The organism is Pseudomonas sp. NBRC 100443, assembly GCF_030268185.1.
GTDB classification, from domain to species: Bacteria; Pseudomonadota; Gammaproteobacteria; order Pseudomonadales; family Pseudomonadaceae; genus Pseudomonas; species Pseudomonas citronellolis.
The window spans coordinates 85,737-109,294 of sequence record NZ_BSQE01000010.1 but is presented as its reverse complement, the minus strand read 5'-3'; the positions used below and the strand labels follow the sequence as shown (position 1 = coordinate 109,294).

Below are 23,558 nucleotides of genomic sequence, written 5' to 3'. Positions count from 1 at the left end.
CGATGGCCCAGCCGCACGCCGTCGAAGTCCTGCTGCGGCCAGCGGTGGAGCTATACACCGTTGCCGTATGCGCAGGCGCCGCGATGGTGTGCGTGGTGGCACCGTGGTCGCTCGCGTTGAATCCGGTACTCGGCCTCGGCAGCGCGCTGGCCTTCCTGGCCTTCGGCGCGATTCGCCTGCGCGACGCCTGGGCCATCCTGCGCTATCGCCGCCACATCCGTCGTCTGCCACGCTACGTGATGACGAGTCGCGACGTACCAGTGAGCCAGTACCGCTTGTTCGTTGGGCGTGGCTTCCGCTGGGAACAACGACACACCCATCGGCTGACGCAGACCTACAAGCCCGAGTTCCGGCGCTACGCCGAACCGACGACGTTCTACCGCCTGGCGCGCCGCCTGGAGGAGCGGCTGGAGTTCGCGCCGCCGCCGCTGCCCAGGCTGGCGCGGGCATTGGCCTGGGACAGCCCGCTCAACCCGGTCCGGCCGCTGCCGCCAGTGGGTGGCATGCCGCGCCTGCATGGCATAGAGCCGCACGAAACCGACGTCACCCTGCCGCTGGGCGAGCGTGTGGGCCACACCCTGGTGCTCGGTACCACGCGCGTGGGCAAGACGCGCCTGGCCGAACTGTTCATCACCCAGGACATCCGCCGCAAGGTCCATGGCGAGCACGAGGTGGTGATCGTCTTCGACCCCAAGGGCGATGCCGACCTGCTCAAGCGCATGTATGTCGAGGCCAGGCGCGCCGGACGCGAGGGCGAGATGTACGTGTTCCACCTGGGCTGGCCCGACATCTCGGCACGCTACAACGCCGTGGGCCGGTTCGGGCGCATCTCGGAAGTCGCCACCCGCATTGCGGGGCAGCTTTCCGGCGAAGGCAACAGCGCCGCGTTCCGCGAGTTCGCCTGGCGCTTCGTCAACATCATCGCGCGCGCCCTGGTGGAACTGGGGCAGCGGCCAGACTACCTGCTGATCCAGCGCCACGTCGTCAACATCGACGCGCTGTTCATCGAGTACGCCCAGCACTTCTTCGCCCGAACCGAGCCCAAGGCCTGGGAGGTGATCGTCCAACTCGAAGGACGACTCAACGACAAGACCATCCCGCGCCACATGGTCGGGCGAGAGAAGCGGGTGGTGGCACTGGAGCAGTACCTGTCGCAGACGCGAACCTACGACGCGGTGCTCGACGGCCTGCGCTCCGCGGTGCGCTACGACCGCACCTACTTCGACAAGATCGTCGCTTCGCTGTTGCCGCTGCTGGAGAAGCTCACCACCGGCAAGATCGCGCAACTGCTCGCGCCGAACTATTCCGACCTGTCCGACCCGCGCCCGATCTTCGACTGGATGCAGGTCATCAGGAAGCGGGCCGTGGTCTATGTGGGGCTGGATGCGCTGTCCGACGCCGAAGTGGCGGCGGCCGTCGGCAACAGCATGTTCAGCGACCTGGTGTCCGTGGCGGGGCACATCTACAAGCACGGCATCGACGATGGCCTGCCAGGGGCATCGGCCAATGCCAAGGTCGCCATCAACGTTCATGCGGATGAGTTCAACGAACTGATGGGCGATGAGTTCATCCCGCTCATCAACAAGGGTGGCGGTGCGGGCATGCAGGTCACGGCCTATACGCAGACGCTCTCGGACATCGAGGCGCGCATCGGCAATCGCGCCAAGGCCGGCCAGGTCATCGGCAACTTCAACAACCTGTTCATGCTGCGGGTGCGCGAGACCGCCACCGCCGAACTGCTGACACGACAACTGCCGAAGGTGGCCGAGTCGGTACGTTCGTCCCGGGCTTTGGTGTGAGCATCGCAGCCGCTGTCAAGGCATCGTGCTCGGCCTACCCGTTCTTCGAGCGAACGATCGTCAGGACCTCAATGGGTGAGGACATTGAGCTGATCGACGGGGGGTATTGCGCAAACAACCCGACGCTGTACGCGATCGCCGATGCGGTCCAGGCGCTTCGGAGAGATCGCAAGGACATCCGGCTTGTGAGCGTTGGCGTGGGCATGTACCCCGACCCGAAGCCGAGCCTGTTGATGTGGCTGGCGAAAAGGTATCTCGTCAGCGTCCAGTTGCTGCAGAAGACCCTGGAGATCAACACGCAGTCGATGGACCAGCTGCGGCAGGTTCTGTTCCATGACGTACCGACCATCCGGATCAACGACTCCTACGTCACGCCTGAAATGGCGACCGATCTGCTAGAGCACGACCTCAAGAAGCTGGGTGTCTTGTTTCAGCGAGGACGGGAGTCGTTCGCGTCGCGGGAGAAGCAGCTTCGCGAGTATTTGATATAGCCGGGGGAAGAAGATGCCGATTCCAGAATCGCAGCTCGAAACGTGGTCCCACCAGGGATCGATCACCCAGTCGAGCAGCACTTACAACACGATCAAGAGCGTCCTGGAGGACAGCACCACGCCGTATGCTGGCAGGAACTTCAAAGTGTTCCTTCAAGGCTCGTACGGTAACGACACGAATATCTACGCCGAGAGCGACGTGGATATCGTCATACGGCTCGACGACTGCTTTCACAGCGATCTCGAATCTCTGTCCGATGACGAAAAATCGGCCTACAAGCAGGCATTCAGCGACGCGACCTACACACATGCCGACTTCAAGCGGGACGTACTGTCGGTGCTTGAGGGGCAATACGGCTCGGCCGTGAAAGCCGGCGACAAGGCGATCGCCATCGACGCGAGCGGCTCGCGGCGCAAGTCGGACGTGATTGTTGCGACGCAATTCCGGCGCTACTTCAAGTTCCGGTCAGCGAGTGACTCTGAGTACGTCGAAGGCATTTGCTTTTTCAACTCTGCCGGCGAGCGAATCGCGAACTACCCAAAGCAGCACTCGGCGAACCTGACGGCGAAACATCAGGCCTCTTCGCAGTGGCTCAAACCTATGGCCCGGGTGTTCAAGAACATGCGCAGCCGGATGGTCGAAGACGGCCTGATTAAGGCCGGTATCGCGCCTTCGTACTACATCGAAGGCTTGCTGTACAACGTGCCGAACGAGAAGCTCACCACCAGCTATCAGGACTGCGTGGTCAACACCTTGAATTGGTATCGGCAGGAGGCCTCGAAAACCGACCTCGTGTGTGCCAACGAGCAGTACTACCTGCTGCGAGATGGTTACCACACGTGCTGGCGACAGGCGGCCTGTGATGCGTTCATCGAGGCGGCGGTAAAGCTTTGGAACGACTGGTAGTCAAAGGATTGGCTTAACAGGCAAGCATCACATCTGAAATACGGTTGACCACCGGTTCCGTTTGATTGCGGCGCGAGCCGAGCAAGGGACACAGCATCAAGGCCATTCGCTTCACTTGGGAATGGCACGATGGGACAGACCAACCGCCGCACATCCGCATGGCCTTCGCTGGCCGTGCTGTTGGCCGTGTTGCTTTCGGCCGGGCAACCCGCCACCGCGGCAGGCGATGCCATCGAACGCGAGCAGCTTGCGGCCTTGGTTCGCCAGATCGACCTGATTGACCGCCAGGCCGAGCACGCCGCCCATACCGCTTCGCAGCAGCGCGCCCGCTGCCACTTCGACCATGCCCGCCTGCGCGAGGACCTCCAGCGCGTTCGGACGGGCATCCAGGACTACCTGACGCCGCCGCGAGCCCAGCCGCGCGATCCGGTCGAGCTGTCCGGTGACTACCGCCAGTCCAGCCCGCTCTCCGACCAGGAGGCACCCCAATGAACGCCGCCCAGGTCAGTGCCTTCCAGGCCAATGGCGGCTTCGCCCCCGCCGCCGTGGCCACGGTGGTGCTCGGCCTCGTGTTCGCCGTCCTGCTCCTGTGGGGCGTGTGGGCCATGCGTACCGCCTACACCGGGTGGGCCGAGCAGCGCCTGTCCCAGCGCCAGTTCCTGGGTGTCGTCGTGCGCTTCGTTGCGATGTACCTGGTGCTGACCTATTTCCTCCTGTCCTGACCACCACGAAAGGCCCTACCGCCATGAAGACCCATCCGACTCCCCATCGCGTTGCCACCACCATCCTCGCGCCATTGATGCTGATGGGCTTGCCATTGGCGGCCCGGGCGCAGGGCCTGCCGACCATCGAGGACCCCTCGCGCGGCCAGGGCAGCGGCATCATGCAGACGCTGCAGAACTACGGCTACGACATCGTGCTGCTGATCGCGCTCCTCGTGGTCGCCTCGATGTTCGTCGGTGTGTGCTACCACGCCTATACGCGCTACTCGGAAATCCATACCGGTCGCGCCACCTGGGGCCAGTTCGGTCTCACCGTGGCCGTGGGTGCGATCCTGCTGGTGGTCGGCATCTGGCTGCTGACCAAGGCCACCGGCGTGCTCTGAGCGGCGATGGCTGCCTTGAACGATATCGCGCGTGACGGGTTGGTGACCTTCCTGCCGCACAGGCTGAACCGCCAGCCCGTGGTGGTGAGGGGCCTGACCGCCGACGAACTTTGGATCTGCGCCGGTCTGTCCGCGGTGGCGGGGTTCATCGCCGGCGTGCCGCTGGCTTGGGCCACGCACAGCGTCGCCATGGTGCCGACCCTGATCGTGGCCGGCGTGGCGGCTGGCGTGTTCGGTGGTGGCGGCTTCCTGCGCCGGCAGAAGCGCGGCCGCCCGGACATCTGGCTGTACCGGCAACTGCAGTGGCGCCTGGCGCTGCGCCATCCGCTGGCAGCGTCCTGGCTCGGTGGGCACCGTCTCATCACGCGGTCTGGGTACTGGACCACCCGGCGCTCACGCGGAGCTGCCGCCTCATGAGCCGTTTCAGGAATGAAGTCCATCACCTGCAGGCCCATGTGCGCACGCTGCGCCTGGGCGCCGGTGCGTTGTTCGTGGTGGCGCTGCTGCTCGGTTTCGGCTGGTGGAGTGCGCCGAGGCAACTGACGATCCACGTGCCCCCCGATCTGCGCTCGGGCAGCACCCGCGCCTGGTGGGATGTGCCGCCCGAGAATGTCTATGCGTTCGCCTTCTACGTCTGGCAGCAGGTACAACGTTGGCCGACGGATGGCGAACAGGACTACCCGCGCAACCTCCACGCGCTGTCGGCCTATTTCACACCGGCCTGCCAGGCCTTCCTGCGCCAGGACTACGAGCACCGGCGCAGCAGTGGCGAACTGCGCCAGCGGGTGCGCGGCATCTACGAGATTCCGGGGCGCGGCTTTGGCGACAACCCCACGATGCGGGTAAAGACGGTTTCCAGCCGCGACTGGATCGTCACACTCGATGTCAGCGCGGACGAGTACTACGGCGCCGAGCAGGTCAAGCGGGCCTTGGTGCGCTATCCGCTGAAAGTGGTGCGGCTGGACGTCGATCCCCAGCACAACCCCTTCGGCCTTGCGCTGGACTGCTATGACGGCGCGCCGCAGCGCATCGAGGCACCGTCGCCGGCAGTGCCTCCGTCTGGCACGCCCGACGGCGGCCTTTCGCAGGGAAGCAACCCATGAAACACCACGTCTTCACCATCGTGGCGAGCCTGGCCCTTGGCTTCGGCCTGGTGCCGGACAGCCATGCCATCGAGATCCTGCGCTGGCAGCGGCTGCCGCTGGCCGTCCCGCTGGTCGTCGGCCAGGAGCGCGTGATGTTCATCGACCGCAACGTGCGTGTCGGCCTGCCCCCGAGCCTGGGCGAGCGGCTGCGCGTGCAGAGCGCGGGTGGAGCCATCTACCTGCGCGCCAGCGAGGCCATCGCGCCGACGCGGCTGCAACTGCAGGACGTGGAATCCGGCGCCATCGTGCTGGTCGACATCGCAGCCACGGACGCCGGGAAAGGCGAGCCGCCGCTGGAGCCTGTACGCATCGTCCTGCAGGACGCCGCCGAGGATGCCAGCGGTGACACTGCCGCCGGTCCGACCCAAGCAGCGCAACCCGGCAGGCGTCGGCAGACGCCGATAACCGTTGTCCTGACGCGCTACGCGGCGCAGAACCTTTACGCACCGCTGCGCACCGTCGAGCCCGTGGCCGACATCGGGCGCGTGCCGCTGCGGCGCCCGCTCGCGCTGGACACACTGCTGCCAACGCTGCCGCTCAAGGCGCGGGCACTGGCGGCCTGGCGACTCGAAGACCAGTGGGTCACCGCCGTGCGCCTGACCAACACCTCGCCTCACCGTATCGATCTCGATCCAAGGGCGCTGCAAGGCGACTTCGTGGCCGCGACCTTCCAGCATCCCGACCTGGGGCCTGCGGGCGCTTCGACCGACACCACGGTGGTCTATCTGGTCACGCGCGGCCGTGGCCTGGCCGAGTCCCTGATGCCGGTGCTCGGCCCCATCGATGCCGGCACGAACTTGCCGCCGGCCGCCGCTGCGGGGAGGACGTCAGATGAGGAGTAATCCCCTGTTGAAGTGGCTGCTGATTCCGATGGCATTGTTGCTGGTGTTCGTCGGTGCCAGGCTGTTCTCAGGCAGTGACGCTGCACCTGGCAAGCAGGATGTCCCGGGGCAGCTCACTCCCGAGGAAATGAAGGCGCTCGGCATCGCGGGCGACACCCCGCGCGATACCGTCGCCACCCTGGTCGCGCAGGTCAAGCAGCTCCGCACCGAGCTGCAGACCGCGCTGAGCGACAACCGCCAGCACAAGGCCGAGAACGAGCGCCTGCGTACCCGCGAGGGTGCGATCGACCAGCGCATCCAGAACGCCCTCGACAGCGAACGCCGCCGCCTGGAACAGGAGCGAACCCAGGCCGCCAGCGACCGGCAGCACACGCAAGGGCTGATGCAGGAATTGCAGCGCCGCCTGGACGGGTTGTCCGGCAAGGGCGATGTCGCCGACCTGCCGATCGGCCTTGGGCTGGACGGGCATGACGGCGGACCGCTCAAGGATGGCAGCATGCGCTGGATCGAACCGGCTGACGCCCGGCCCGATCCGAAGGGCGGTTCGAGCAGCCTGCGCTTGCCCGCCTTTCCCTCCAGCTTCGGCCCGGCCTCGCCGGAGCTGTCGGCTGCGGCGCAGGCCGTCAGCGACAGGACTGCGCAAGCCGTTGGCGGCACCGCCCAGGCGGTCTATACGGTGCCCGCCAATGCCACGCTGATGGGCTCGGTCGCCATGACCGCGCTGATCGGTCGCATTCCCATCGACGGCACCATCAACGACCCGTTTCCCTTCAAGGTGCTGATCGGGGCCGACAACCTGGCGGCCAACGGCATCGAGATTCCCGACGTGGCCGGTGCGGTGGTGAGCGGTACGGCCTCCGGCGACTGGACGCTCTCGTGCGTGCGTGGGCAGGTCCGTTCCATCACCTTCGTGTTCAGCGACGGCACCATCCGCACGGTGCCGGAGGACGACGGCAAGCGCAGTCGAAGCCAGAACAGCACCAGCCTGCTGGATGGCCTGGGCTGGATCAGCGATCCCTACGGCATCCCGTGCGTCTCGGGCGAGCGGCGCAGCAATGCCCAGCAGTACCTGGGATCGCAGGCGTTGATCACCGCGGCCGGCGCGGGCGCCGCCTCGCTCATCAAGTCCGACAACGGCAGCGTGGCCGTGGTCGCCAACAACAGCGGTTCGCTGGGCACGGTCGGCATTTCGGGCAACGAGGCCATGGGCCGCATCCTGGCCGGTGGCGTGCGCGACATGGCCAACTGGGTCAACAAACTCTACGGCCAGGCCTTCGCTGCGGTCTACGTGCAGCCGGGCGCCAGGGTGGCCGTGCACCTGGAGCAGCCGATCGCCATCGACCACGACGCCAAGGGGCGCCGGGTGAATCACCTCATGGGAGAAGCACATGCGTCGGACCTGGATTGACCGCCCCCTTGTCCTGCTCGCCGCCGCCGTTCTCGCAGGTTGTGCCACCAGCTCGGAAAAGCTGCTGCCCCGGGGCGAGCACACCATGCTGGACATCTGGCAGCACGAGACTGGCGGCTATAGCGGCGGCCAGGCCGGCCGCCTGCTGCTCGACGCACGCCAGGACCTGCACCGTCCGCTGACCGACGCTGACACCCTCGCGGCGCCCGCCCGGAACGCGGCCTACACCCGCACCGCAGCGAACGAGATCCAGCGACAGTTCCATCGACTGCCAAACCCCGATCTGGTCATGTACGTCTTTCCGCACCTGGCCGGTACCGACCCGGTACCGGTGCCCGGCTACAGCACCGTCTTCCCGCTCTACCAGCGCGTGCAGTACGCGATGCCCGGCGAGCGGCTGGAGGACTACTGATGGGCTGGCGACTGCCGTGGCCGCGTCGTCCGGCCCCCAGGCCAGGCCAGGCCGACACCGAGCCGGACGCCTGGACGCGACATGTCGCCCGCCTTGCCGCGCACGGCATTGAGGCACCTGGAGCCGCCCCTGGGCGGCATCATCGGCGACCCGCGACGCAGGCCGACCACGCGGCGCTCTACGACGTGGCGCCGTCCTTCGCCGACCTGCTGCCCTGGGTCGAGTACCTGCCAGCCACGAGGTGCATGCTGCTCGAAGATGGCCAATCGGTGGCGGCGTTCTTCGAGTTGCAGCCGATCGGTACCGAAGGGCGCGAGACCGCCTGGCTGTGGCAGGCCCGCGATGCCCTGGAGAACGCGCTGCAGGACTCCTTCGACGAACTGGACGAGAACCCGTGGGTGGTGCAGCTCTATGCGCAGGACGAAGCCTATTGGGACCACTACCTGCGCACGCTGGGGGCGTACCTGCATCCACGCGCGCAGGGCAGCGCGTTCAGTGAGTTCTATCTGCGCTTCTTCGGTCACCACCTGCGCGCGATCGCCAAGCCGGGCGGCCTGTTCGAGGACACCACGGTCACTCGCCTGCCGTGGCGCGGCCAGACCCGGCGCGTGCGCATGGTGGTTTATCGGCGCACCCCGGACGCAGCATCGGCCCGGCGGGGGCAATCGCCCGAGCAGGCCCTGGCGACGATTTGCGACCGCCTGGTCGGCGGCCTGGCGAATGCCGGCGTCAAGGCCCGGCGCCTTGGCGCGGCGGACATTCACGACTGGCTGCTGCGCTGGTTCAACCCGAATCCCGGCGCGCTGGGCAGCACGGCCGAAGACCGGGAACGCTTCTACGCGCTCGCCCGCTACCCGGAGGAACAGGAAGAGGGCGAGATCGAACTGGCCAGCGGCGACTTCGCGCAACGCCTGTTCTTCGGCCAGCCGCGCTCGGATGTCGCCCGCGGCCTGTGGTTCTTCGACGGCATGCCGCACCGGGCCATCGTCATGGATCGTCTGCGCTCGCCGCCCGCGACCGGACACGTGACCGGCGAGACGCGCAAGGGCGGCGATGCGATGAACGCGCTGTTCGACCAGATGCCCGAGGACACGGTGATGTGCCTGACCCTGGTCGCCACGCCGCAGGACGTGCTGGAGGCGCACCTCAACCACCTGGCCCGCAAGGCGGTCGGCGAGACGCTCGCCAGCGAGCAGGCGCGCCAAGACGTGCAGCAGGCCCGCGGCCTCATCGGCAGTGCGCACAAGCTGTACCGGGGTACGCTGGCGTTCTACCTGCGCGGCCGCGACATGGCGCAGCTCGACGCCCGCGGCCTGCAACTGGTCAATGTCATGCTCAATGCGGGCCTGCAGCCGGTGCGCGAAGAGGATGAGGTGGCGCCGCTCAACACCTACCTCCGCTGGCTGCCTTGTCTGTTCGACCCGGCGGCGGACAAGCGGCAGTGGTACACGCAACTGATGTTCGCGCAGCACGCGGCCAATCTGGCGCCGGTGTGGGGGCGCAGCCAGGGCACCGGCCATCCGGGCATTACCTTCTTCAACCGGGGCGGCGGCACGATCACCTTCGACCCACTGAACCGGCTCGACCGGCAGATGAACGCCCACCTGTTCCTCTTCGGTCCCACCGGTTCCGGCAAGAGCGCCACGCTGAACAACATCCTCAACCAGGTCACGGCGATCTACCGGCCCAGGTTGTTCATCGTCGAGGCCGGCAACAGCTTTGGCCTGTTCGGTGACTTCGCCGCTCGGCTGGGCCTGAGCGTGCATCGCGTGAAGCTGGCACCCGGCGCGGGCGTGAGCCTGGCGCCATTCGCCGATGCCTGGCGACTGGTCGATACACCGGGCCAGGTGCAGACGCTGGATGCCGACGCCCTGGACGAGGACGGCGACACCCATCAGGCCGACGACGGGGATGACCAGCGGGACGTGCTCGGCGAACTCGAAATCACCGCCCGGCTGATGATCACCGGCGGCGAGGACAAGGAGGAAGCGCGCATGACGCGCGCCGACCGCAGCCTGATTCGCCAGTGCATCCTGGGCGCCGCCCAGCGCTGCGTGGCACAGGCGCGCACGGTGCTGACCCGCGACGTGCGCGACGCGCTGCGCGAACGCGCCCGCGACGCCAACCTGCCGGATGCCCGGCGCGCGCGGCTGCTGGAGATGGCCGATGCGATGGACATGCTCTGCCAGGGCGCAGACGGCGAGATGTTCGACCGTCCGGGCACGCCCTGGCCCGAGGCGGACATCACCATCGTGGACCTGGCCACCTTCGCGCGCGAGGGCTACAACGCGCAGCTCTCCATCGCCTACATCTCGCTGATCAACACGGTGAACAACATCGCCGAGCGCGACCAGTTCCTGGGCCGGCCGATCATCAACGTCACCGACGAAGGCCACATCATCACCAGGAACCCGCTGCTCGCGCCCTACGTGGTCAAGATCACCAAGATGTGGCGCAAGCTCGGTGCGTGGTACTGGCTGGCGACGCAGAACATCGACGACCTGCCCAAGGCCGCCGAGCCCATGCTCAACATGATCGAGTGGTGGATCTGCCTGTCGATGCCGCCCGACGAGGTGGAGAAGATCGCCCGGTTCCGCGAACTGTCGCCCGCGCAGAAGGCGCTGATGCTGTCCGCGCGCAAGGAGGCGGGCAAGTTCAGCGAGGGCGTCATCCTGTCCAAGTCGATGGAAGTGCTGTTCCGCGCCGTGCCGCCCAGCCTCTATCTGGCCCTTGCGCAGACCGAACCGGAAGAGAAGGCCGAGCGCTACCAGCTCATGCGCCAGTACGGCATCGGCGAACTGGATGCCGCCTTCAAGGTGGCCGAGAAGATCGACCAGGCGCGTGGCATCGCATCGCCGCCGCTGTCCCTGCCGAAATGACCGGAGCGCGTCATGTCCTCGAAACGAACCACCTTGCCGGGCCGGGTCCAGGCCCTTCGCAAGCGCGCCGGGCGCCTGCCACGGCTGCACTGGATGGTGGCTGGCATCCTGGTTGCGGGCCTGCTGGGATGGCTCCTGTACCGCACGCCCGGTGCGCCGGCACCGCGCACGGAGCCCGAGGTCGCGCAGGCGTCTCCAGCCGGCCCGCCCTGGCGCCGCGGCCCTGCCGATGCGCGCTTCACGCTGACGCTGTACGCCGACCTGGAATGTCCATTCTGCAAGGCCTATTACCCGACCCTGATGGCCTGGATCGATGCCCATCCCGACGCCAGCCTGCGGTGGCATCACCTGCCGCTGGCGATGCACGATCCCGAGGCGAGTCGGCTGGCCCGCATGGCCGAGTGCGCAGGCGAAGCACAGGGCCACGAGGCCTTCTTTGGTGCCATCGCATGGCTCTACCAAAATACCCGCGGCGATGGCCAGGGGCTGCCGGCTGACCTGACCTGGCCAGGCCTGACGACCGCCATCCAGGCATGCCTGGACAGCGATCGTTCCGCAGCTATCGTTCGCGCGCAGGCCGACGAGGCCCTGCGCAGCGGTATCAACGCCACGCCCACCGTGCGGCTGGAAGACAGCCTGACGGGAGGATCACTGCTGCTGCATGGGCCGATCGACGGTGATGCGCTTCTGTCGGCACTCGATCTGGTCGCCAGCGATGCATCGCGCGCTCCAGGACCCACCCATGCCGCCGACGCGGCACTGAGCGGAGACACCCGCACCCCCGCAATAACGACCATCCCGTGATGTCGTCACCCGTACCCGAGTTCGCGGCCTGTCCAGGCCTTGCCATGGGTCCGCGCGAGAAGGTCGCTTAGCGAGGGGGCGGCCGATCGCCAACAGCCGATTCGCACTGCCTGAAACCTCGCTTGACCTCAAGTTGACCTGAGGTTTAACCCTGATGCTGGAAGATTGATACCTCACAACCGTTGCGGGAGACGGCCGCCCCAGATCGGCCATTCGGCTTCTGGAAGGCTGCCGCCTTCCAGTGGGGCAATCCCAAGGCGTGCCACCATGGCCATCGGGGCCATTGCCACCTACTCAGCCACCGAGGGCGGCGCGCTGGAGGTGATGGCCATCGCGGCCCTCTACGCCGTTGTCAACGGACCGGCGCCGCCTGCGCATCTTCAACATCGCGATGGCCGTGCTGCTCGTGATGTCCCTGTATCCGCTGCTGTCGGGACACTCACAGGCTTGATCAGCGCACCCATCATGGCCTCTTTCCATGCTCCGCATTGGGGTCGCCACTACATGAAGACAAGTGAACAAGCTTGCCGTCTTGTCCCGGACCTCGTCCTACTCCCTCGCACCTACCTACGCATTTTCGAGGTTAGGCATCGTGGTTTCTCGCAATCGTTCGACGAAGCTCCGCAACTGCACCGAGTCTTCGGCATCCCGGCGCAACAGGTAGGTCGTCAACGGGGGGACTTCACCGGCCAACGGACGCGAGACGACATCCGGGTGCCGCCACAGGGACAGATGCGTGCGGGTGGTGATCCCGAGGCCGTAGCCCGCCGCCACCAGCGCCATCAGCAGGTCATGGGATGCCACCCTTTCGGCAATCCTGACCTCGCATTCCGCGGCACGCAACAGCCTGTCGAGTTGCCGGCTGCATCCTGCGCACGCGTTCGGGTCACACAGCACCAGTGGATGGGAAAGCAGCTCCATCAGGGAAAGCTCGGGATGGATCAAGGCGGGATGCCGCGCCGGCACCGCGACGACCAGAGGCTCGCTCCACGCCGGCGTGGCCAGCAATCCTTCCCCCGGATGCTCCGCCTTCGCGAACCCCGCGTCGTAGTCGCCCTCTCTCAGGCCTTTCAGCTGCTGTGCGAGTGTCACTTCGAAGAGGCTAATCTCGACCTCGGGCGACTCTTCGCGGCAGCGAGCCAGCAGGTTGCTCAAGTGCGATGGCGAGATGCCGTCGGACAGCGCGATTCTCAGGAGCCCGCGGTATCCGGTCGCGGCGGCCCTTGCGCCGGCACGGGCCTGCTCGACCGCTGCCAGCACGCGCCGTGCCTCCTCGAGGAAGACTTGTCCAGCCCAGGTGAGCCGGGTGCCATGGCTGTTACGCTCGAAGAGCCGGACGCCCAGATCATCCTCCAATTGGCGGATGGATCGCGACAGAGGCGACTGTTCGATGTGAAGTCGCTCCGCAGCACGGGTAAAGTTGAGTTCCTCCGCCACGGCGATGAAATACCGGATATGGCGCATCAGCATCGTTGCGCTCCGGAATCTCGCCCCGCGTCCTGCTGGCCCGTGCCGGCAGACAGGTTCGCCACGTCCGGGGACATGAAGGACTCTCCGCTATCGTGCTAGACCGGCTTCACAAATGCCAACACAGCTATGGTTAGCATCGCAATCACGATGCCGAGGTCAGCACCGGGAATTCTTCTTATAGCTGCTCCAGTTCGGATGCAATGACGTATTCGCCCGGAACGGAACCCATGCAAAGCCGAGAGCGCGACGACGAAAACCAGCTTGACCAGCAACCATCGTGATGACAGCCATCCTGCGCTGAGCGCCAGTGATAACCCGAAGATCCAGGTCAACAACAATGCAGGCGTGGTGACAAGGAGATCAAAGCGCTGCAGTGCAGCCAGCATCCCTGCTTGTTCTTCCGGTGGGGACTGCGAAATGGCATTTACTATCCTTTCTTGCGCAAGCAAGCCGCCTACCAGAAACACCACCGCTGTCACGTGCGTCGCCACCAAATAGGGATAGAGCGCCGCAATCATCATCAGGCCTGTCCGATATCGTTGAATATTCTCGCCCGTTCACGTAGCCACCGGATATTGAGATAGCCGCCGAATGGCAGGAACGCAAATGCGAACAATCGAAGCATTTCACGTTTATGCCAGCCGCCGCCGGCTACAGTTTGTAAGGCAGTCCATAGGTACGCTAAGAATGCGATCCCATGTATTGGTCCAAGTAGCTTCGAGCCATACGGCCAATCCCCGAAATGCCGGAGAGGTGCCGCAACGAACACTAGCAGGATCAGAGTTGTCGCCTCGACGATCGACGCCTTCTCCAGGCGCCTCAGTTGTTTGGATTCAATACTTCTGATTTGATCGAGTGAGTTCTTTTCTGCCTGTGCGCTTGTGGTCATGACTCATCCGCTGGGTGGCTCAATATGTCAGGGCAATCCAGGCGCCTGATGGATGCAGGCATGCCTCGACCTTGCTCAATGGTTATGTCTTCAGCGACTTTCCTCTCGCCGGAAGCACAAGTATGTCGACATGTCGGAAGTTCGCCAATTGGCTAGAATGCCATCTATCGAAGGATTCTTGCCAATCAAGGGAGCGAGTTCTGTGAAGCAAAGTACAGCACACAGGGTAGCCATCCTGGCGTTTGATGGCGTTGTGCCGTTTGACCTGACGATGGCCTGCGAGATGTTCGGGCGCGTGCCCCTCCCGCCGGGGAAGATCCCATACGAGGTTCTCGTATGCGCCCAGTCGAATCGTATTCGAACAAAGTTGTTCGACATGCGTATCCGCTGGGGCTTGAGCCATGCCGTGAATGCCCAGACTGTCATCATTCCGGGGCTCGACGATGTCCTTTCCCCTATCCCCAACACCCTGCTGGAAGCCATCCGAGCAGCGGAAAAGAATGGTGCGAGGATCGCATCGTTGTGCAGTGGCGCCTTCATCCTGGCACGCACGGGGCTGCTAGATGGCTTGCGTGCCACCACCCACTGGCGTGGTGTACAACTTCTGGCAGATCTCTTCCCACAGGTCACAGTCGACCCCAATGTTCTTTTCGTGGACAACGGTCGGATACTCACCTCTGCAGGCGCGTGCGCCGGAATGGATCTGTGCCTACACATGATTCGACAAGACTGCGGCAATGCCGTTGCAGCGGACACAGCGCGATGTGCCGTCATGCCTCTTGCGCGAGAAGGCGGGCAGGCGCAGTTCATCGCCTACGATCCCCCTGGCGCACCTTCCAATCTCAGCCCATTGCTGCAATGGATCGAAGAACGGCTAGATCAGGAACTAACCCTGAAAGACATGGCTGGGCAGGCTGCGATGAGCAGCCGCACCTTGAGTCGACGGTTTCAGGAACAACTGAACACTAGCCCTCTCAAGTGGCTTCTAAGAGCGCGTGTCAGGCGTGCGCAGACTTTGCTAGAAACGACAAACCTACCCATTGAGCACATCGCTAGTGCAGTGGGCTTTGGAAGCCCCACCTCCCTGCGGGAACATTTCAGCCGGATCGTGGGAGTCAGCCCAACGGCCTATCGAAGATCCTTTAATCCTGTGCGCTGAACTGCCTGGACGAGTTCTCGACTGAACTCCTCGTTATGACTGCTCCGCTTGACTGCTCCGCTAGGGTCTATCAACAGTCGCAGCAACGGACTTCCACCACGATTTCTTAACCGGAAACGCCCAGACATCAGATGAGCAGCTTGCTGCAGCGTGCTCTTGCTCATGCCAAGCAGATCTGACATACCAACTAGATGCACCTCCCGTCCACGATGGCGATGGATAATAGATAGGACAGCGGTCAATCAGTTGAGAACGCGATACTGACGGGACCCACCAACCGCTCGCCATGATCCAGTGTGACGATGGCTGCCACATCGGTGCCTAGGTCCGTTATCAATTGCCCAGATAGGCGATGCTAGACGCCCCCCTTCATTTGCCCGCGCAGCCATGGCATTCCGTTACGCCCTACGAGACGATCAATGGGATCGCATCCACGGCCTGCTTCCCAGTCGAGCCGGTCATGTCGGGGTGACCGCCAAGGACAATCGACGGTTTGTCGGAACCGCCCTCTACCGCTACCAGGCGAGCATTCCAGGATGGGGCTGCCTGAACGGTTCGGAGATTTCCAAGTGATCAATGAACAATTGCTCCACGAAGATGGCTGTTCCGCACACTCGAGATTCCTGCCACTGATGTCGGTCGACGATCGAGGATGGGGGTACTTCAGCAGCCTGCTAGGCCTCTTCTACCAGCATCTGGCGCAGCCGTGCGCGTCGCTGTTCAAGGTCCGCGATCTGCCGCTCTATGGAAGCGAGCCGTCGGCGTTGCACTTCACTCGTTTCAGGACACGCTGCAGCGCCTTCGATCATGCGCATGCAATCGGGAAATCCGCGGATTTCCGCCAAGCTGAAGCCTGTGGCGATCAACCTCTGGATCTGACGGACCTGAGTGACGGCGACGGGGAGAAACATCCGATAGCCGTTTTCCGCGCGTACGGAAGCTAGCAGTCCGTTGTCGTCGTAATGCCGGATCGAGCGCCGGCTTGCTCCTGTCTTGTGGGCGAGATCGCCAATGGTCATGGGGCTTTGAGGCTTGGACATGGGCCCACTGTACCATTTCCCCGCTTGACACTCACATCAATGTGAGGCTTGAGACTAGGCGTGTTCTAGGAACCGAGGAGTACGTGTCTATGTCTTTGTCGAAGCTTCGTGGTGCACTCGGCGCACTGATAGCGACATTCGCGCTACTAGCCGCCGCACCGGCTACGTTCGCCGCAACCCGGGATTACACCGTCACTGCCCCCGATGGAGTGGTGCTGGCCGTCCAGGAAGCTGGTGATCCCGAGGGTTCTCCCATCATTTTCATTCATGGCCTGCTGGGTAGCCGGCTGAACTGGACTAAGCAATTACAGGACCCTCGACTCCAGCATTACCGATTGATCACTTACGACCTGCGCGGGCACGGCCTGTCGGGCAAGCCGGCCGAGGCCAGCTCCTACACCGACGGACGCCGCTGGGCCGATGACCTGGCCGCGATCATCGAATCGACACACGCGCGCAAGCCGGTGCTCGTGGGATGGTCGCTGGGCGGTGCCGTGATATCGAACTACCTGGCGGCCTATGGCGACAAAGGTATCGCCGGCGCCGTCTATGTCGACGGAGTGATCGAACTGAAGCCCGACCAGATCGTGGCGCACCCAGAAGTCTATCGCGACATGATCGCTTCGGACTTGCAAACCCACTTGGACGGCGAGCGCGCTTTCCTGAGGCTGTGCTTCCACCGCCAGCCCGACGCGACCACGTTCTCCTTGCTGCTGGCCAACGCCGCGCTGGCATCGTGGGACATGCAACGTGCCGTGCGGTCGATGACGGTCGAGGCAGCCAAAGGATTGAGCAAGGCCGAGGTTCCGCTCCTGCTGCTCTACGGCGCCCAGGACGCGCTCGTGAAGGCCAAGCCCAGTATCGCCAGGGCCAAGAGCCTCAACCCACGAATCCGCAGCGAGCTGTATGCCGATTCGGGACACGCGCCATTCCTCGAAGAACCGGAGCGCTTCAACCGGGACCTGTCGGATTTCGTTCGCATGGCTCTTTCACGCTAGCGATCCATACCGTACGGAGTTGATGATGTCGGGTATCGACGGCATTGCATCGTGGAACTCATTTGCTGGATTCTCAGAGTTGCACATCGAGGCGGGCGGCGTGGCGTTCCGCGGCGTCACTGGCTGGCGGCTCCGGAGGACCGCCCGTGCTGCTGCTACACGGCTACCCACAAACCCATCTTGCATGGCGTCATGTCGCGCCACGGCTGGCACAGTCGTTTACGGTCGTGGCGCCGGACCTGCCCGGCTACGGTAGCAGTCGGGCTGACTCGGATCGGCCGCGCTGGACCAAGCGCCGCGTGGCCAACGCCTTGATTGCCTTGATGGCCAAACTTGGACACCGCCGGTTTGCCGTTGTGGGACACGACCGGGGGGCACGCGCCGGATACCGCCTTGCGCTCGATTACCCGGGGCATGTGACGCACTTCGCCTCGCTGGCCGTGATTCCGACCCTGGATGCATGGGATCTGGTGGACGAACGATTTGGACGCACCAATTTCCATTGGTTCTTCCTGGCCCAGCCATTCGGGCTCCCGGAAAAGCTGCTGTCCGCCGACCCGCAGGCATTCATCGATGCTGCGCTGGCCCGTATGGCGGGCGGGCTGGGCAATGTCGAGCCGTTCGCTCTCGAGGCCTATCGGCGTGCGTTCCAAGATCCCGATGTTCGGCACGCCATCTGCGAGGACTATCGGGCAGCAGCGCAGGAGGACCGCGCCTGCGATGCGGCCGACCGTGCCGTAGGCAGGAAGCTGTCCTGCCCCGTGCTTGTGCTTTGGCCACAAGGGTGGGAAGGCCCGTCCCCCATCGACATCTGGTGCCGATGGGCCAACAACGTCCAAGGCGTACCCATCCGGGGCGGCCACCTTCAACCGGAGGAGTCGCCAGAAGAGGTATTGGCAGCGATGCTTCCATTTCTTATGGGCACAGGGGCTTCCGGCATGCCGATCGCAGACTCGTCAGCCTAAGAATTCGACTAACTTGCACGCGACTGCCTCCGGCTATTATTCCGGCAAGAATTGACTGCGGTGGACGTAGTTGCGCCCATGAGAAGCATCCGCTCCAGCCAATGGGACGATGCCCTGCATGGAACTCAACAGCCCTCCGTTGGAACGGCTCGATCACACTCGCCAGCAGCTTCCACGGCACAATTTCCTGCATACGCCCCAGGAATGCTTTCCATCGGGTCACGGTTTCCTGCCTGCAAACTCGGCCGATGCGAAACTCAACTACCCGTGGGCTTCGAGCCCCTTGAGTACCCGTCATTTCATGCGTTAGAAGGGCCTCACCGCAATCAGCTGTTCACGCAGCCACTGATGTCCTAAATCTTCGTCAAAGCGCGGATGCCAACCGACCTGCAGCTGGAACGGATCGAATGCGAATGGGAGGTCGAAGCGGTCGATCATGTGATCAAAGCGGTGTAGGAAGCGCTCAGGCAACGTCGCCAGGCAGTTCGTGCGCTCAAGTATCGGTGGCACCGCTGTGTAGTACTGCACGGATACCGTGGTGTGTCGATAATGCCCCAGCTCTGCAAGAAAATCATCGATCCCACTGTGATAACTGCCATTGGTAGACACCAGCACATGCTCATAAGCGCAGTATTGCTCCAGCGTCATTGCAGCCGTGCCGCGAGGATGCCCTTTGCGTTGGGCCACCTGAAACCTGTCGTCGACCAGATCATGGGTGCGCAAACCAGGGGGCATGAAGGCTCGGGTGCCGATCACCAGGTCGATGCGGCCGCGAACTGCAAGATCCAGGACCTCATCCCGGGGGATCTGGAGCATGGCCAATCTAATGCCTGCATACGACTGCTTCCGAATGCACTCGATGAGATCCAGTCCAATCGTCATCGCGGCATTGTCATTGAGGGCGATCGTGAAATCGCGCTTGGCCGTGCTGGGATCGAAAGCGTAGGGCGCCTCGACAAGATCCTCAAGCCGTGTCAGCAACTCATGCAGGGGTGATTTCAGCTGCGCTGCACGTGGCGTCAACCGCATACCTCGGCCGCGCTCGGCCGGCACCAGCAAAGGATCATCAAGCACCTGCCGCAAGCGGGCCAGTTGGGCTGAGAGTGCAGGCTGGCTGATGGCTAAGCGTCGTGCTGCACGAGTGACGTTGGCCTCTTCAAGCAGAACATCCAACGACACCAGTAGACCCATGTCGTGCTTCTTCATAACTTTAATCTATTGCTAGCTACTATCAAATATCAATTTTACAGATCCATTCCTGGCGCTGTCTAATCTCGCTGTACACCCTGCTACAGGAGAATAGTCATGCATACCTACGAAACAAAGCTTGCTTTGGCCAAGCAGTTTCATGCCGCACTGACCCGCCGCGACTGGCAGGCGATCCGTAAGCTTCTTACCGACGATGCCACCTGGGTTCTGCCCGGAGACAATCAGATCTCTGGTCCAGCGGTCGGTGCGGAAGCAGTCGTTGCCAGAGCTGAGCTAATTGCCAGCTTCGGCCTGAATTTCGAGCTCAAGCACATTCTGGTAAGCCGGGATAATGTCGCGCTCTCGCTGCATAACACTGCACGCCGGAATGACCTCGTACTGGACGAGCATCTGGCTACGGTCTGCACCTTGCGCGATGGCAAGATCGCTGCTATCGAGACCTACCTGTCCGACCTGCCGGGCATGAATGCCTTTTTTGCCAGGGACTGAAGGTTCGAGGTCAAGGCGACGCCCTCGGTCGAGAGTGGAGCTTGGCCGAGCTTGCCGATGCCCATGCCGTCATAGCCCGATCGGCGAACTCGGCCCGCCATTGCTATCGCGCCGAGTCAGGCCTGCGCTACCGGCTCCTAGGAAACCATCATGGCGTCGACTTGGTCACGTCAGCGCAGTTCACTTGCGCTACGGCCAAGACGACTATATGATTCGTATATGTCTCATATACGACTAGATACATGGGCATCGTGAACATCGACGACGATCTGCATGACCAACTGCGCAAGGCCAGCGCAGTATCGTGCCGGTCGATCAACGCACAGGCAGCCTTCTGGATCAGGATCGGCATGCTGTGTGAAATGAATCCAACGCAAAGCTTCAACGATATCGTTGCTCGTGAACTGCGGGCCGCGGGCGTTGTGGCGCAACCCATCAAGATGGGGGCGTCATGACCAAACGGCCAGAAGAAATCGCGCTGATGGCGGAGTCAGGCCAGCTTTTGGCACAGGTGTTCAGCCATCTTGATCGGCTGAATCTGATTGGCATGTCCACGATGCAGGTCAATGATCTGGTCGATGACCTCATCGTCCATGAATTCAACGCACGCCCGGCCAGCAAAGGGCAATACGGTTACGCCTACGCGCTAAACGCCTCCCGCAACCATGTGGTCTGCCACGGCGTTCCTTCCGCCGAGGACATCCTGCAGGACGGGGACATCGTCAATTTCGACATCACGCTGGAGAAGAATGGCTACATCGCCGATTCCAGCAAGACCTATCTGGTGGGCCAGGTGTCGCAGCCGGCACGGCGGCTCGTGCAAGTGGCTTATGAAGCGATGTGGAAAGGCATCCAGGCTGTCCGCCCAGGTGCCACGCTCGGCGACGTGGGCCACGCCATCGAGCGGCATGCCCGCAGGAATGGCTATTCAATCGTTAGGGAATACTGCGGGCACGGCATCGGCCGGGAGATGCACGAGCCGCCGCAGGTGTTGCATTGGGGCAAGCCGCGAACGGGGCTAGTACTGCGCGAAGGCATGGTTTTCACCATAGAGCCGATGGTGAACCAAGGACGACGTGCCATTCGAACTGAGGACGACGGCTGGACGGTCGTCACGCGCGACGGGCAACTGTCGGCTCAGTTCGAGCATACCGTTGCCGTCACCGGGAGCGGCGTGCGTGTCTTGACACTGCGCCCGGGCGAAAAAGCGTTGCACTGATCCAGTGTGGTAGCGATACGGACTTTCGCTCAGGACCTGACTTTGCCTTCGGATAAGAACACGCCGTTGCCGGCGTGCTCTCGGTGCGTGTCAAGGTAGTTGTCGCCTGATCTCATGCAGCTAATCGGTTACTTTCATGCTGTCGGCTTTGCCTCGGCGCGCCCGCATCGCGGTCGGGATTGAGGGTGACGGCGCCAACGCGGCTCCAGTTGCGGGTCGGTCCGGTCCAGCGCTGCGGATGGCGCTGGCGGGCAAGCTCGTATACCTATCTGCGTGCCTGCAACTGGACCTCATCCTGACCGGCATGGCGAACGGCCGGGGCCACGAAGCGCAGCCCGCTGTGCAGGTGCTCGTGGTTGTACCAGTGCACGAACTGCGCCGCCCATGTCCGTGCAACGCCCTTCGGGGGGCGAGCTTTTCGCCGCGTATTAGCTGCGAGGCGCTTCGATTGCGCACCGCCGCGATGTCCGCTTCACCCCTTCCCAGGCAGTGAACGGCAGAAATTCTCAATCAATGGAGTCAATGCATCCGGTGTTTCTAACATAGGCAAATGCCCTGCACCTGGTACTACGGTCATGACGGCTTGCGATACGCGAGGAAGTAATTCTTTCCTCAGTACCTCGGGCGAATCCACGCGATCCCGCTCGCCCGCAATAACAAGCGTAGGTACGTCGATGGCACCTACCTGTCCAGTGATGTCTTCCAAGCTGGTCGCTCTGGGCCAAGCTAGCTTAGCCGCTGGCGCGCCACGCAAGCTGTCCGCGATCACTTGTTCGCGATCCTCCGCTGACAGTGGGAGGGCCGTCAGCACGTTGTCGATAGTCGCCTCCACTGTTTCGCGATTTGCGTAGGCTCCTGCCATCATTTCGCGTGCCTCTTTCGGCAAGATCATTGGCGATGGCGGTGAAGGAGCGACGAGAACCAGCCCGGCCAGTCCGACAGGCCGCCGCGACGCCATAAGCTGAGCAACCTTGCCTCCCATAGAGTGACCGATCAGAACGTAGCGCTTCGGGTGCAGCGCTGCGATCACGCCCTCCGCATCGGCTGCAAGGTCTGCCAGCCCGTAGCCCATCGAAGGCGCGTCGGATCGACCCCAGCCGCGATGATCGAGAGCAAGCGTATGGAAGTTCGGCGCCAGCCCGGAGCAGACGTGCTTCCAAGTGCGGGACGAGCCGCCCCAGTAATGCAGAAAAACGAGTGACGGATCGCCTTGCCCTTGTTCCTCGACATGGATCTCTATGCCGTTCGATTCGACCTTCATTGGAACATCCTTTTGCTAAAGCCCACCGGGGATCGGCTGGCTACAGTGCTAGGCTAGACCCATTCCGTTCGGCCGATAATTGGCCTAGATTTATTACCACCTGATAATCAGGATATCGAATGAGGTGGTATGGATAGATTGCTCAGCATGGCGGTGTTCGTCTCCGCAGTCGAAGAAGGTAGCTTGGTAAGCGCCGCTCGACGGTTTGGCCTGTCACCCTCGATGGCGGGCAAGCACGTTTCCGCGATCGAGGAGCAGTTGAAAGTTCGGTTGCTTCAACGCAGTACGCGCAAGTTGACGCTAACGGATGTAGGAAGGTCCTACTACACGCGATGCAAGCGCTTACTGGAAGAATACGAGGACGCGAACCGCGAAGCCCAGGACGCGCAACAGAGTGTGCATGGTATTTTGCGCGTGGCTGCGCCGACAACCTTTGGGGCACTGCATCTTGGTCGTGTTGTATCGAGTTATCTGGCTGAATACCCCGATGTCTCGATCGAGACCACGCTGAGCGATCGCTATGTCGATCTACTGGCAGATGGCATCGACGTTGCTATCCGCATCGGCCGTCTGCAAGACTCCGACCTCGTTGCTCGGCGGCTCGCCTCGTGTCGCATGATGTTCTGCGCAGCGCCATCTTTTTTGGCACGACATGGCGAGCCGAAAACCGTCGAACAGCTCCGCCAGGCACCTCGGCTCGCTTTCTCCCAGGCAGTTTCAGCCGGAGACTGGAGCGTCACGGATGCTAACGGCCAGACCCATCACATTGATGGTGCGATCCGGCTCGCTGCAAACAACATGCAGATGCTGCTAGCGGCAGCGCTGACAGGGGCGGGAGTGGTCTACGGCCCCAGCTTCGTGTTCGAGCAGTCCATCGCCAGCGGTGCGCTTCGTGTCCTGCTGCCCGACCACAAAACAACTGATTTGGCGATTCATGCCATCTATCCGAGCAAGCGGCATGTGTCGTTGAAAGTTCGCCGCTTCATCGAGCATCTGAGCATGAGCTTCGGCGACATGCAGCCATGGGATCTCATGCATAGGAGCACTACGGCTTGAGGTTGCCCCTG

General features: G+C 63.2%; 26 protein-coding genes and 1 pseudogene. 21 read left to right on the top strand and 6 right to left on the bottom strand.

Annotation, left to right across the window (positions count from 1 at the left end):
- Positions 1-2: 2 nt before the first annotated feature.
- From traD to QSJ95_RS15225, 13 genes are all read left to right on the top strand, one after another.
- Entirely contained in the window at positions 3-1,799 is a 1,797-nt protein-coding gene (gene traD / locus QSJ95_RS15285; protein WP_285643420.1) for a type IV conjugative transfer system coupling protein TraD, read from the top strand.
- Positions 1,796-2,290 (top strand): patatin-like phospholipase domain-containing protein, encoded by a 495-nt coding sequence (locus QSJ95_RS15280; protein WP_285643419.1) that lies wholly within the window; start codon positions 1,796-1,798, stop codon positions 2,288-2,290. Before traD ends, QSJ95_RS15280 begins: the two co-directional genes overlap by 4 nt.
- A gap of 13 nt (positions 2,291-2,303) precedes the next feature.
- Positions 2,304-3,197, top strand: a complete 894-nt coding sequence (locus tag QSJ95_RS15275) for an anti-phage nucleotidyltransferase (RefSeq protein WP_032972576.1) — start codon at positions 2,304-2,306, stop codon at positions 3,195-3,197.
- Positions 3,198-3,326: 129 nt separating this feature from the next.
- On the top strand, positions 3,327-3,689 hold the full coding sequence (locus QSJ95_RS15270) for an integrative conjugative element protein, RAQPRD family (protein WP_032972574.1): 363 nt from the start codon (positions 3,327-3,329) through the stop codon (positions 3,687-3,689).
- The gene (locus QSJ95_RS15265; protein ID WP_009463356.1) at positions 3,686-3,919 is read left to right on the top strand and encodes a TIGR03758 family integrating conjugative element protein; all 234 of its coding nucleotides are present in this window, start codon (positions 3,686-3,688) and stop codon (positions 3,917-3,919) included. The genes QSJ95_RS15270 and QSJ95_RS15265 overlap by 4 nt, the downstream gene beginning before the upstream one ends.
- Before the next feature lie 23 nt (positions 3,920-3,942).
- On the top strand, positions 3,943-4,302 hold the full coding sequence (locus QSJ95_RS15260; RefSeq protein ID WP_032972573.1) for a TIGR03745 family integrating conjugative element membrane protein: 360 nt from the start codon (positions 3,943-3,945) through the stop codon (positions 4,300-4,302).
- A gap of 6 nt (positions 4,303-4,308) precedes the next feature.
- Positions 4,309-4,719: a TIGR03750 family conjugal transfer protein gene (locus QSJ95_RS15255; RefSeq protein ID WP_020649417.1), complete on the top strand. Its 411-nt coding sequence runs from the start codon at positions 4,309-4,311 to the stop codon at positions 4,717-4,719.
- Complete coding sequence (locus QSJ95_RS15250; protein WP_024889599.1) at positions 4,716-5,405, top strand: PFL_4703 family integrating conjugative element protein; 690 nt, start codon at positions 4,716-4,718, stop codon at positions 5,403-5,405. Before QSJ95_RS15255 ends, QSJ95_RS15250 begins: the two co-directional genes overlap by 4 nt.
- Positions 5,402-6,289 (top strand): TIGR03749 family integrating conjugative element protein, encoded by an 888-nt coding sequence (locus QSJ95_RS15245; RefSeq protein WP_285643414.1) that lies wholly within the window; start codon positions 5,402-5,404, stop codon positions 6,287-6,289. Before QSJ95_RS15250 ends, QSJ95_RS15245 begins: the two co-directional genes overlap by 4 nt.
- Complete coding sequence (locus QSJ95_RS15240; protein WP_285643412.1) at positions 6,279-7,697, top strand: TIGR03752 family integrating conjugative element protein; 1,419 nt, start codon at positions 6,279-6,281, stop codon at positions 7,695-7,697. The genes QSJ95_RS15245 and QSJ95_RS15240 overlap by 11 nt, the downstream gene beginning before the upstream one ends.
- Positions 7,678-8,109, top strand: a complete 432-nt coding sequence (locus tag QSJ95_RS15235; protein ID WP_285643410.1) for a TIGR03751 family conjugal transfer lipoprotein — start codon at positions 7,678-7,680, stop codon at positions 8,107-8,109. Before QSJ95_RS15240 ends, QSJ95_RS15235 begins: the two co-directional genes overlap by 20 nt.
- Entirely contained in the window at positions 8,109-10,988 is a 2,880-nt protein-coding gene (locus tag QSJ95_RS15230) for a conjugative transfer ATPase (protein WP_032972562.1), read from the top strand. The genes QSJ95_RS15235 and QSJ95_RS15230 overlap by 1 nt, the downstream gene beginning before the upstream one ends.
- Positions 10,989-11,000: 12 nt before the next feature.
- On the top strand, positions 11,001-11,792 hold the full coding sequence (locus QSJ95_RS15225; protein WP_285643408.1) for a DsbA family protein: 792 nt from the start codon (positions 11,001-11,003) through the stop codon (positions 11,790-11,792).
- A gap of 567 nt (positions 11,793-12,359) precedes the next feature.
- Here QSJ95_RS15225 and QSJ95_RS15220 read toward each other — a convergent pair.
- The 3 genes from QSJ95_RS15220 to QSJ95_RS15210 form a co-directional block, all read right to left on the bottom strand.
- Positions 12,360-13,262 carry a LysR family transcriptional regulator gene (locus QSJ95_RS15220; protein WP_032972560.1) on the bottom strand — a complete coding sequence of 301 codons (903 nt, stop codon included), beginning with the start codon at positions 13,260-13,262 and terminating at the stop codon, positions 12,360-12,362.
- 95 nt (positions 13,263-13,357) lie between these two features.
- A complete protein-coding gene (locus QSJ95_RS15215) occupies positions 13,358-13,783 on the bottom strand; it encodes a CopD family protein (RefSeq protein ID WP_201267685.1) in 426 nt (141 codons plus the stop codon).
- Positions 13,783-14,151: a DUF3817 domain-containing protein gene (locus QSJ95_RS15210; RefSeq protein ID WP_285643400.1), complete on the bottom strand. Its 369-nt coding sequence runs from the start codon at positions 14,149-14,151 to the stop codon at positions 13,783-13,785. The genes QSJ95_RS15215 and QSJ95_RS15210 overlap by 1 nt, the downstream gene beginning before the upstream one ends.
- Before the next feature lie 202 nt (positions 14,152-14,353).
- Here QSJ95_RS15210 and QSJ95_RS15205 point away from each other — a divergent pair, with 202 nt between their 5' ends.
- Together QSJ95_RS15205 and QSJ95_RS15200 are read left to right on the top strand one after the other, a co-directional pair.
- Positions 14,354-15,310 carry a GlxA family transcriptional regulator gene (locus QSJ95_RS15205; RefSeq protein WP_285643398.1) on the top strand — a complete coding sequence of 319 codons (957 nt, stop codon included), beginning with the start codon at positions 14,354-14,356 and terminating at the stop codon, positions 15,308-15,310.
- Positions 15,311-15,697: 387 nt separating this feature from the next.
- Positions 15,698-15,879, top strand: a pseudogene (locus QSJ95_RS15200) (IS5/IS1182 family transposase); the annotation flags it as partial.
- A gap of 105 nt (positions 15,880-15,984) precedes the next feature.
- Here the strand turns inward: QSJ95_RS15200 and QSJ95_RS15195 are convergent.
- The gene (locus tag QSJ95_RS15195) at positions 15,985-16,350 is read right to left on the bottom strand and encodes a MerR family transcriptional regulator (RefSeq protein WP_251865995.1); all 366 of its coding nucleotides are present in this window, start codon (positions 16,348-16,350) and stop codon (positions 15,985-15,987) included.
- Between the two features lie 89 nt (positions 16,351-16,439).
- On the opposite strand from QSJ95_RS15195, the gene QSJ95_RS15190 reads away from it, so the two are divergent.
- Both QSJ95_RS15190 and QSJ95_RS15185 read left to right on the top strand, forming a co-directional pair.
- Entirely contained in the window at positions 16,440-17,348 is a 909-nt protein-coding gene (locus tag QSJ95_RS15190) for an alpha/beta fold hydrolase (RefSeq protein WP_285643393.1), read from the top strand.
- Positions 17,349-17,494: 146 nt separating this feature from the next.
- A complete protein-coding gene (locus QSJ95_RS15185; RefSeq protein ID WP_285643391.1) occupies positions 17,495-18,313 on the top strand; it encodes an alpha/beta fold hydrolase in 819 nt (272 codons plus the stop codon).
- A gap of 306 nt (positions 18,314-18,619) precedes the next feature.
- Here the strand turns inward: QSJ95_RS15185 and QSJ95_RS15180 are convergent, their stop codons facing one another.
- A complete protein-coding gene (locus QSJ95_RS15180) occupies positions 18,620-19,519 on the bottom strand; it encodes a LysR family transcriptional regulator (protein WP_285643389.1) in 900 nt (299 codons plus the stop codon).
- Positions 19,520-19,618: 99 nt separating this feature from the next.
- Here QSJ95_RS15180 and QSJ95_RS15175 point away from each other — a divergent pair, with 99 nt between their 5' ends.
- The 3 genes from QSJ95_RS15175 (at position 19,619) to map (ending at position 21,230) form a co-directional block, all read left to right on the top strand.
- Positions 19,619-20,011: a nuclear transport factor 2 family protein gene (locus QSJ95_RS15175; RefSeq protein ID WP_001554375.1), complete on the top strand. Its 393-nt coding sequence runs from the start codon at positions 19,619-19,621 to the stop codon at positions 20,009-20,011.
- Positions 20,012-20,253: 242 nt separating this feature from the next.
- On the top strand, positions 20,254-20,466 hold the full coding sequence (locus QSJ95_RS15170) for a ParD-like family protein (protein WP_001554376.1): 213 nt from the start codon (positions 20,254-20,256) through the stop codon (positions 20,464-20,466).
- Positions 20,463-21,230 carry a type I methionyl aminopeptidase gene (gene map / locus QSJ95_RS15165; RefSeq protein ID WP_006486504.1) on the top strand — a complete coding sequence of 256 codons (768 nt, stop codon included), beginning with the start codon at positions 20,463-20,465 and terminating at the stop codon, positions 21,228-21,230. The genes QSJ95_RS15170 and map overlap by 4 nt, the downstream gene beginning before the upstream one ends.
- A gap of 472 nt (positions 21,231-21,702) precedes the next feature.
- Here the strand turns inward: map and QSJ95_RS15155 are convergent, their stop codons facing one another.
- On the bottom strand, positions 21,703-22,491 hold the full coding sequence (locus tag QSJ95_RS15155; protein ID WP_006486497.1) for an alpha/beta fold hydrolase: 789 nt from the start codon (positions 22,489-22,491) through the stop codon (positions 21,703-21,705).
- Between the two features lie 129 nt (positions 22,492-22,620).
- Here QSJ95_RS15155 and QSJ95_RS15150 point away from each other — a divergent pair, with 129 nt between their 5' ends.
- On the top strand, positions 22,621-23,547 hold the full coding sequence (locus QSJ95_RS15150; RefSeq protein WP_006489014.1) for a LysR family transcriptional regulator: 927 nt from the start codon (positions 22,621-22,623) through the stop codon (positions 23,545-23,547).
- Positions 23,548-23,558: the final 11 nt, after the last annotated feature.

Bases quoted from the DNA above. Each gene is read 5' to 3' on its own strand.
- traD (WP_285643420.1), top strand. From the start codon at position 3: ATGGCCCAGCCGCACGCCGTCGAAGTCCTGCTGCGGCCAGCGGTGGAG.
- QSJ95_RS15275 (WP_032972576.1), top strand. From the start codon at position 2,304: ATGCCGATTCCAGAATCGCAGCTCGAAACGTGGTCCCACCAGGGATCG.
- QSJ95_RS15270 (WP_032972574.1), top strand. From the start codon at position 3,327: ATGGGACAGACCAACCGCCGCACATCCGCATGGCCTTCGCTGGCCGTG.
- QSJ95_RS15265 (WP_009463356.1), top strand. From the start codon at position 3,686: ATGAACGCCGCCCAGGTCAGTGCCTTCCAGGCCAATGGCGGCTTCGCC.
- QSJ95_RS15260 (WP_032972573.1), top strand. From the start codon at position 3,943: ATGAAGACCCATCCGACTCCCCATCGCGTTGCCACCACCATCCTCGCG.
- QSJ95_RS15255 (WP_020649417.1), top strand. From the start codon at position 4,309: ATGGCTGCCTTGAACGATATCGCGCGTGACGGGTTGGTGACCTTCCTG.
- QSJ95_RS15250 (WP_024889599.1), top strand. From the start codon at position 4,716: ATGAGCCGTTTCAGGAATGAAGTCCATCACCTGCAGGCCCATGTGCGC.
- QSJ95_RS15245 (WP_285643414.1), top strand. From the start codon at position 5,402: ATGAAACACCACGTCTTCACCATCGTGGCGAGCCTGGCCCTTGGCTTC.
- QSJ95_RS15240 (WP_285643412.1), top strand. From the start codon at position 6,279: ATGAGGAGTAATCCCCTGTTGAAGTGGCTGCTGATTCCGATGGCATTG.
- QSJ95_RS15235 (WP_285643410.1), top strand. From the start codon at position 7,678: ATGCGTCGGACCTGGATTGACCGCCCCCTTGTCCTGCTCGCCGCCGCC.
- QSJ95_RS15230 (WP_032972562.1), top strand. From the start codon at position 8,109: ATGGGCTGGCGACTGCCGTGGCCGCGTCGTCCGGCCCCCAGGCCAGGC.
- QSJ95_RS15225 (WP_285643408.1), top strand. From the start codon at position 11,001: ATGTCCTCGAAACGAACCACCTTGCCGGGCCGGGTCCAGGCCCTTCGC.
- QSJ95_RS15220 (WP_032972560.1), bottom strand. From the start codon at position 13,262: ATGCTGATGCGCCATATCCGGTATTTCATCGCCGTGGCGGAGGAACTC.
- QSJ95_RS15215 (WP_201267685.1), bottom strand. From the start codon at position 13,783: ATGATGATTGCGGCGCTCTATCCCTATTTGGTGGCGACGCACGTGACA.
- QSJ95_RS15210 (WP_285643400.1), bottom strand. From the start codon at position 14,151: ATGACCACAAGCGCACAGGCAGAAAAGAACTCACTCGATCAAATCAGA.
- QSJ95_RS15195 (WP_251865995.1), bottom strand. From the start codon at position 16,350: ATGTCCAAGCCTCAAAGCCCCATGACCATTGGCGATCTCGCCCACAAG.
- QSJ95_RS15190 (WP_285643393.1), top strand. From the start codon at position 16,440: ATGTCTTTGTCGAAGCTTCGTGGTGCACTCGGCGCACTGATAGCGACA.
- QSJ95_RS15180 (WP_285643389.1), bottom strand. From the start codon at position 19,519: ATGAAGAAGCACGACATGGGTCTACTGGTGTCGTTGGATGTTCTGCTT.
- QSJ95_RS15175 (WP_001554375.1), top strand. From the start codon at position 19,619: ATGCATACCTACGAAACAAAGCTTGCTTTGGCCAAGCAGTTTCATGCC.
- QSJ95_RS15170 (WP_001554376.1), top strand. From the start codon at position 20,254: ATGGGCATCGTGAACATCGACGACGATCTGCATGACCAACTGCGCAAG.
- map (WP_006486504.1), top strand. From the start codon at position 20,463: ATGACCAAACGGCCAGAAGAAATCGCGCTGATGGCGGAGTCAGGCCAG.
- QSJ95_RS15155 (WP_006486497.1), bottom strand. From the start codon at position 22,491: ATGAAGGTCGAATCGAACGGCATAGAGATCCATGTCGAGGAACAAGGG.
- QSJ95_RS15150 (WP_006489014.1), top strand. From the start codon at position 22,621: ATGGATAGATTGCTCAGCATGGCGGTGTTCGTCTCCGCAGTCGAAGAA.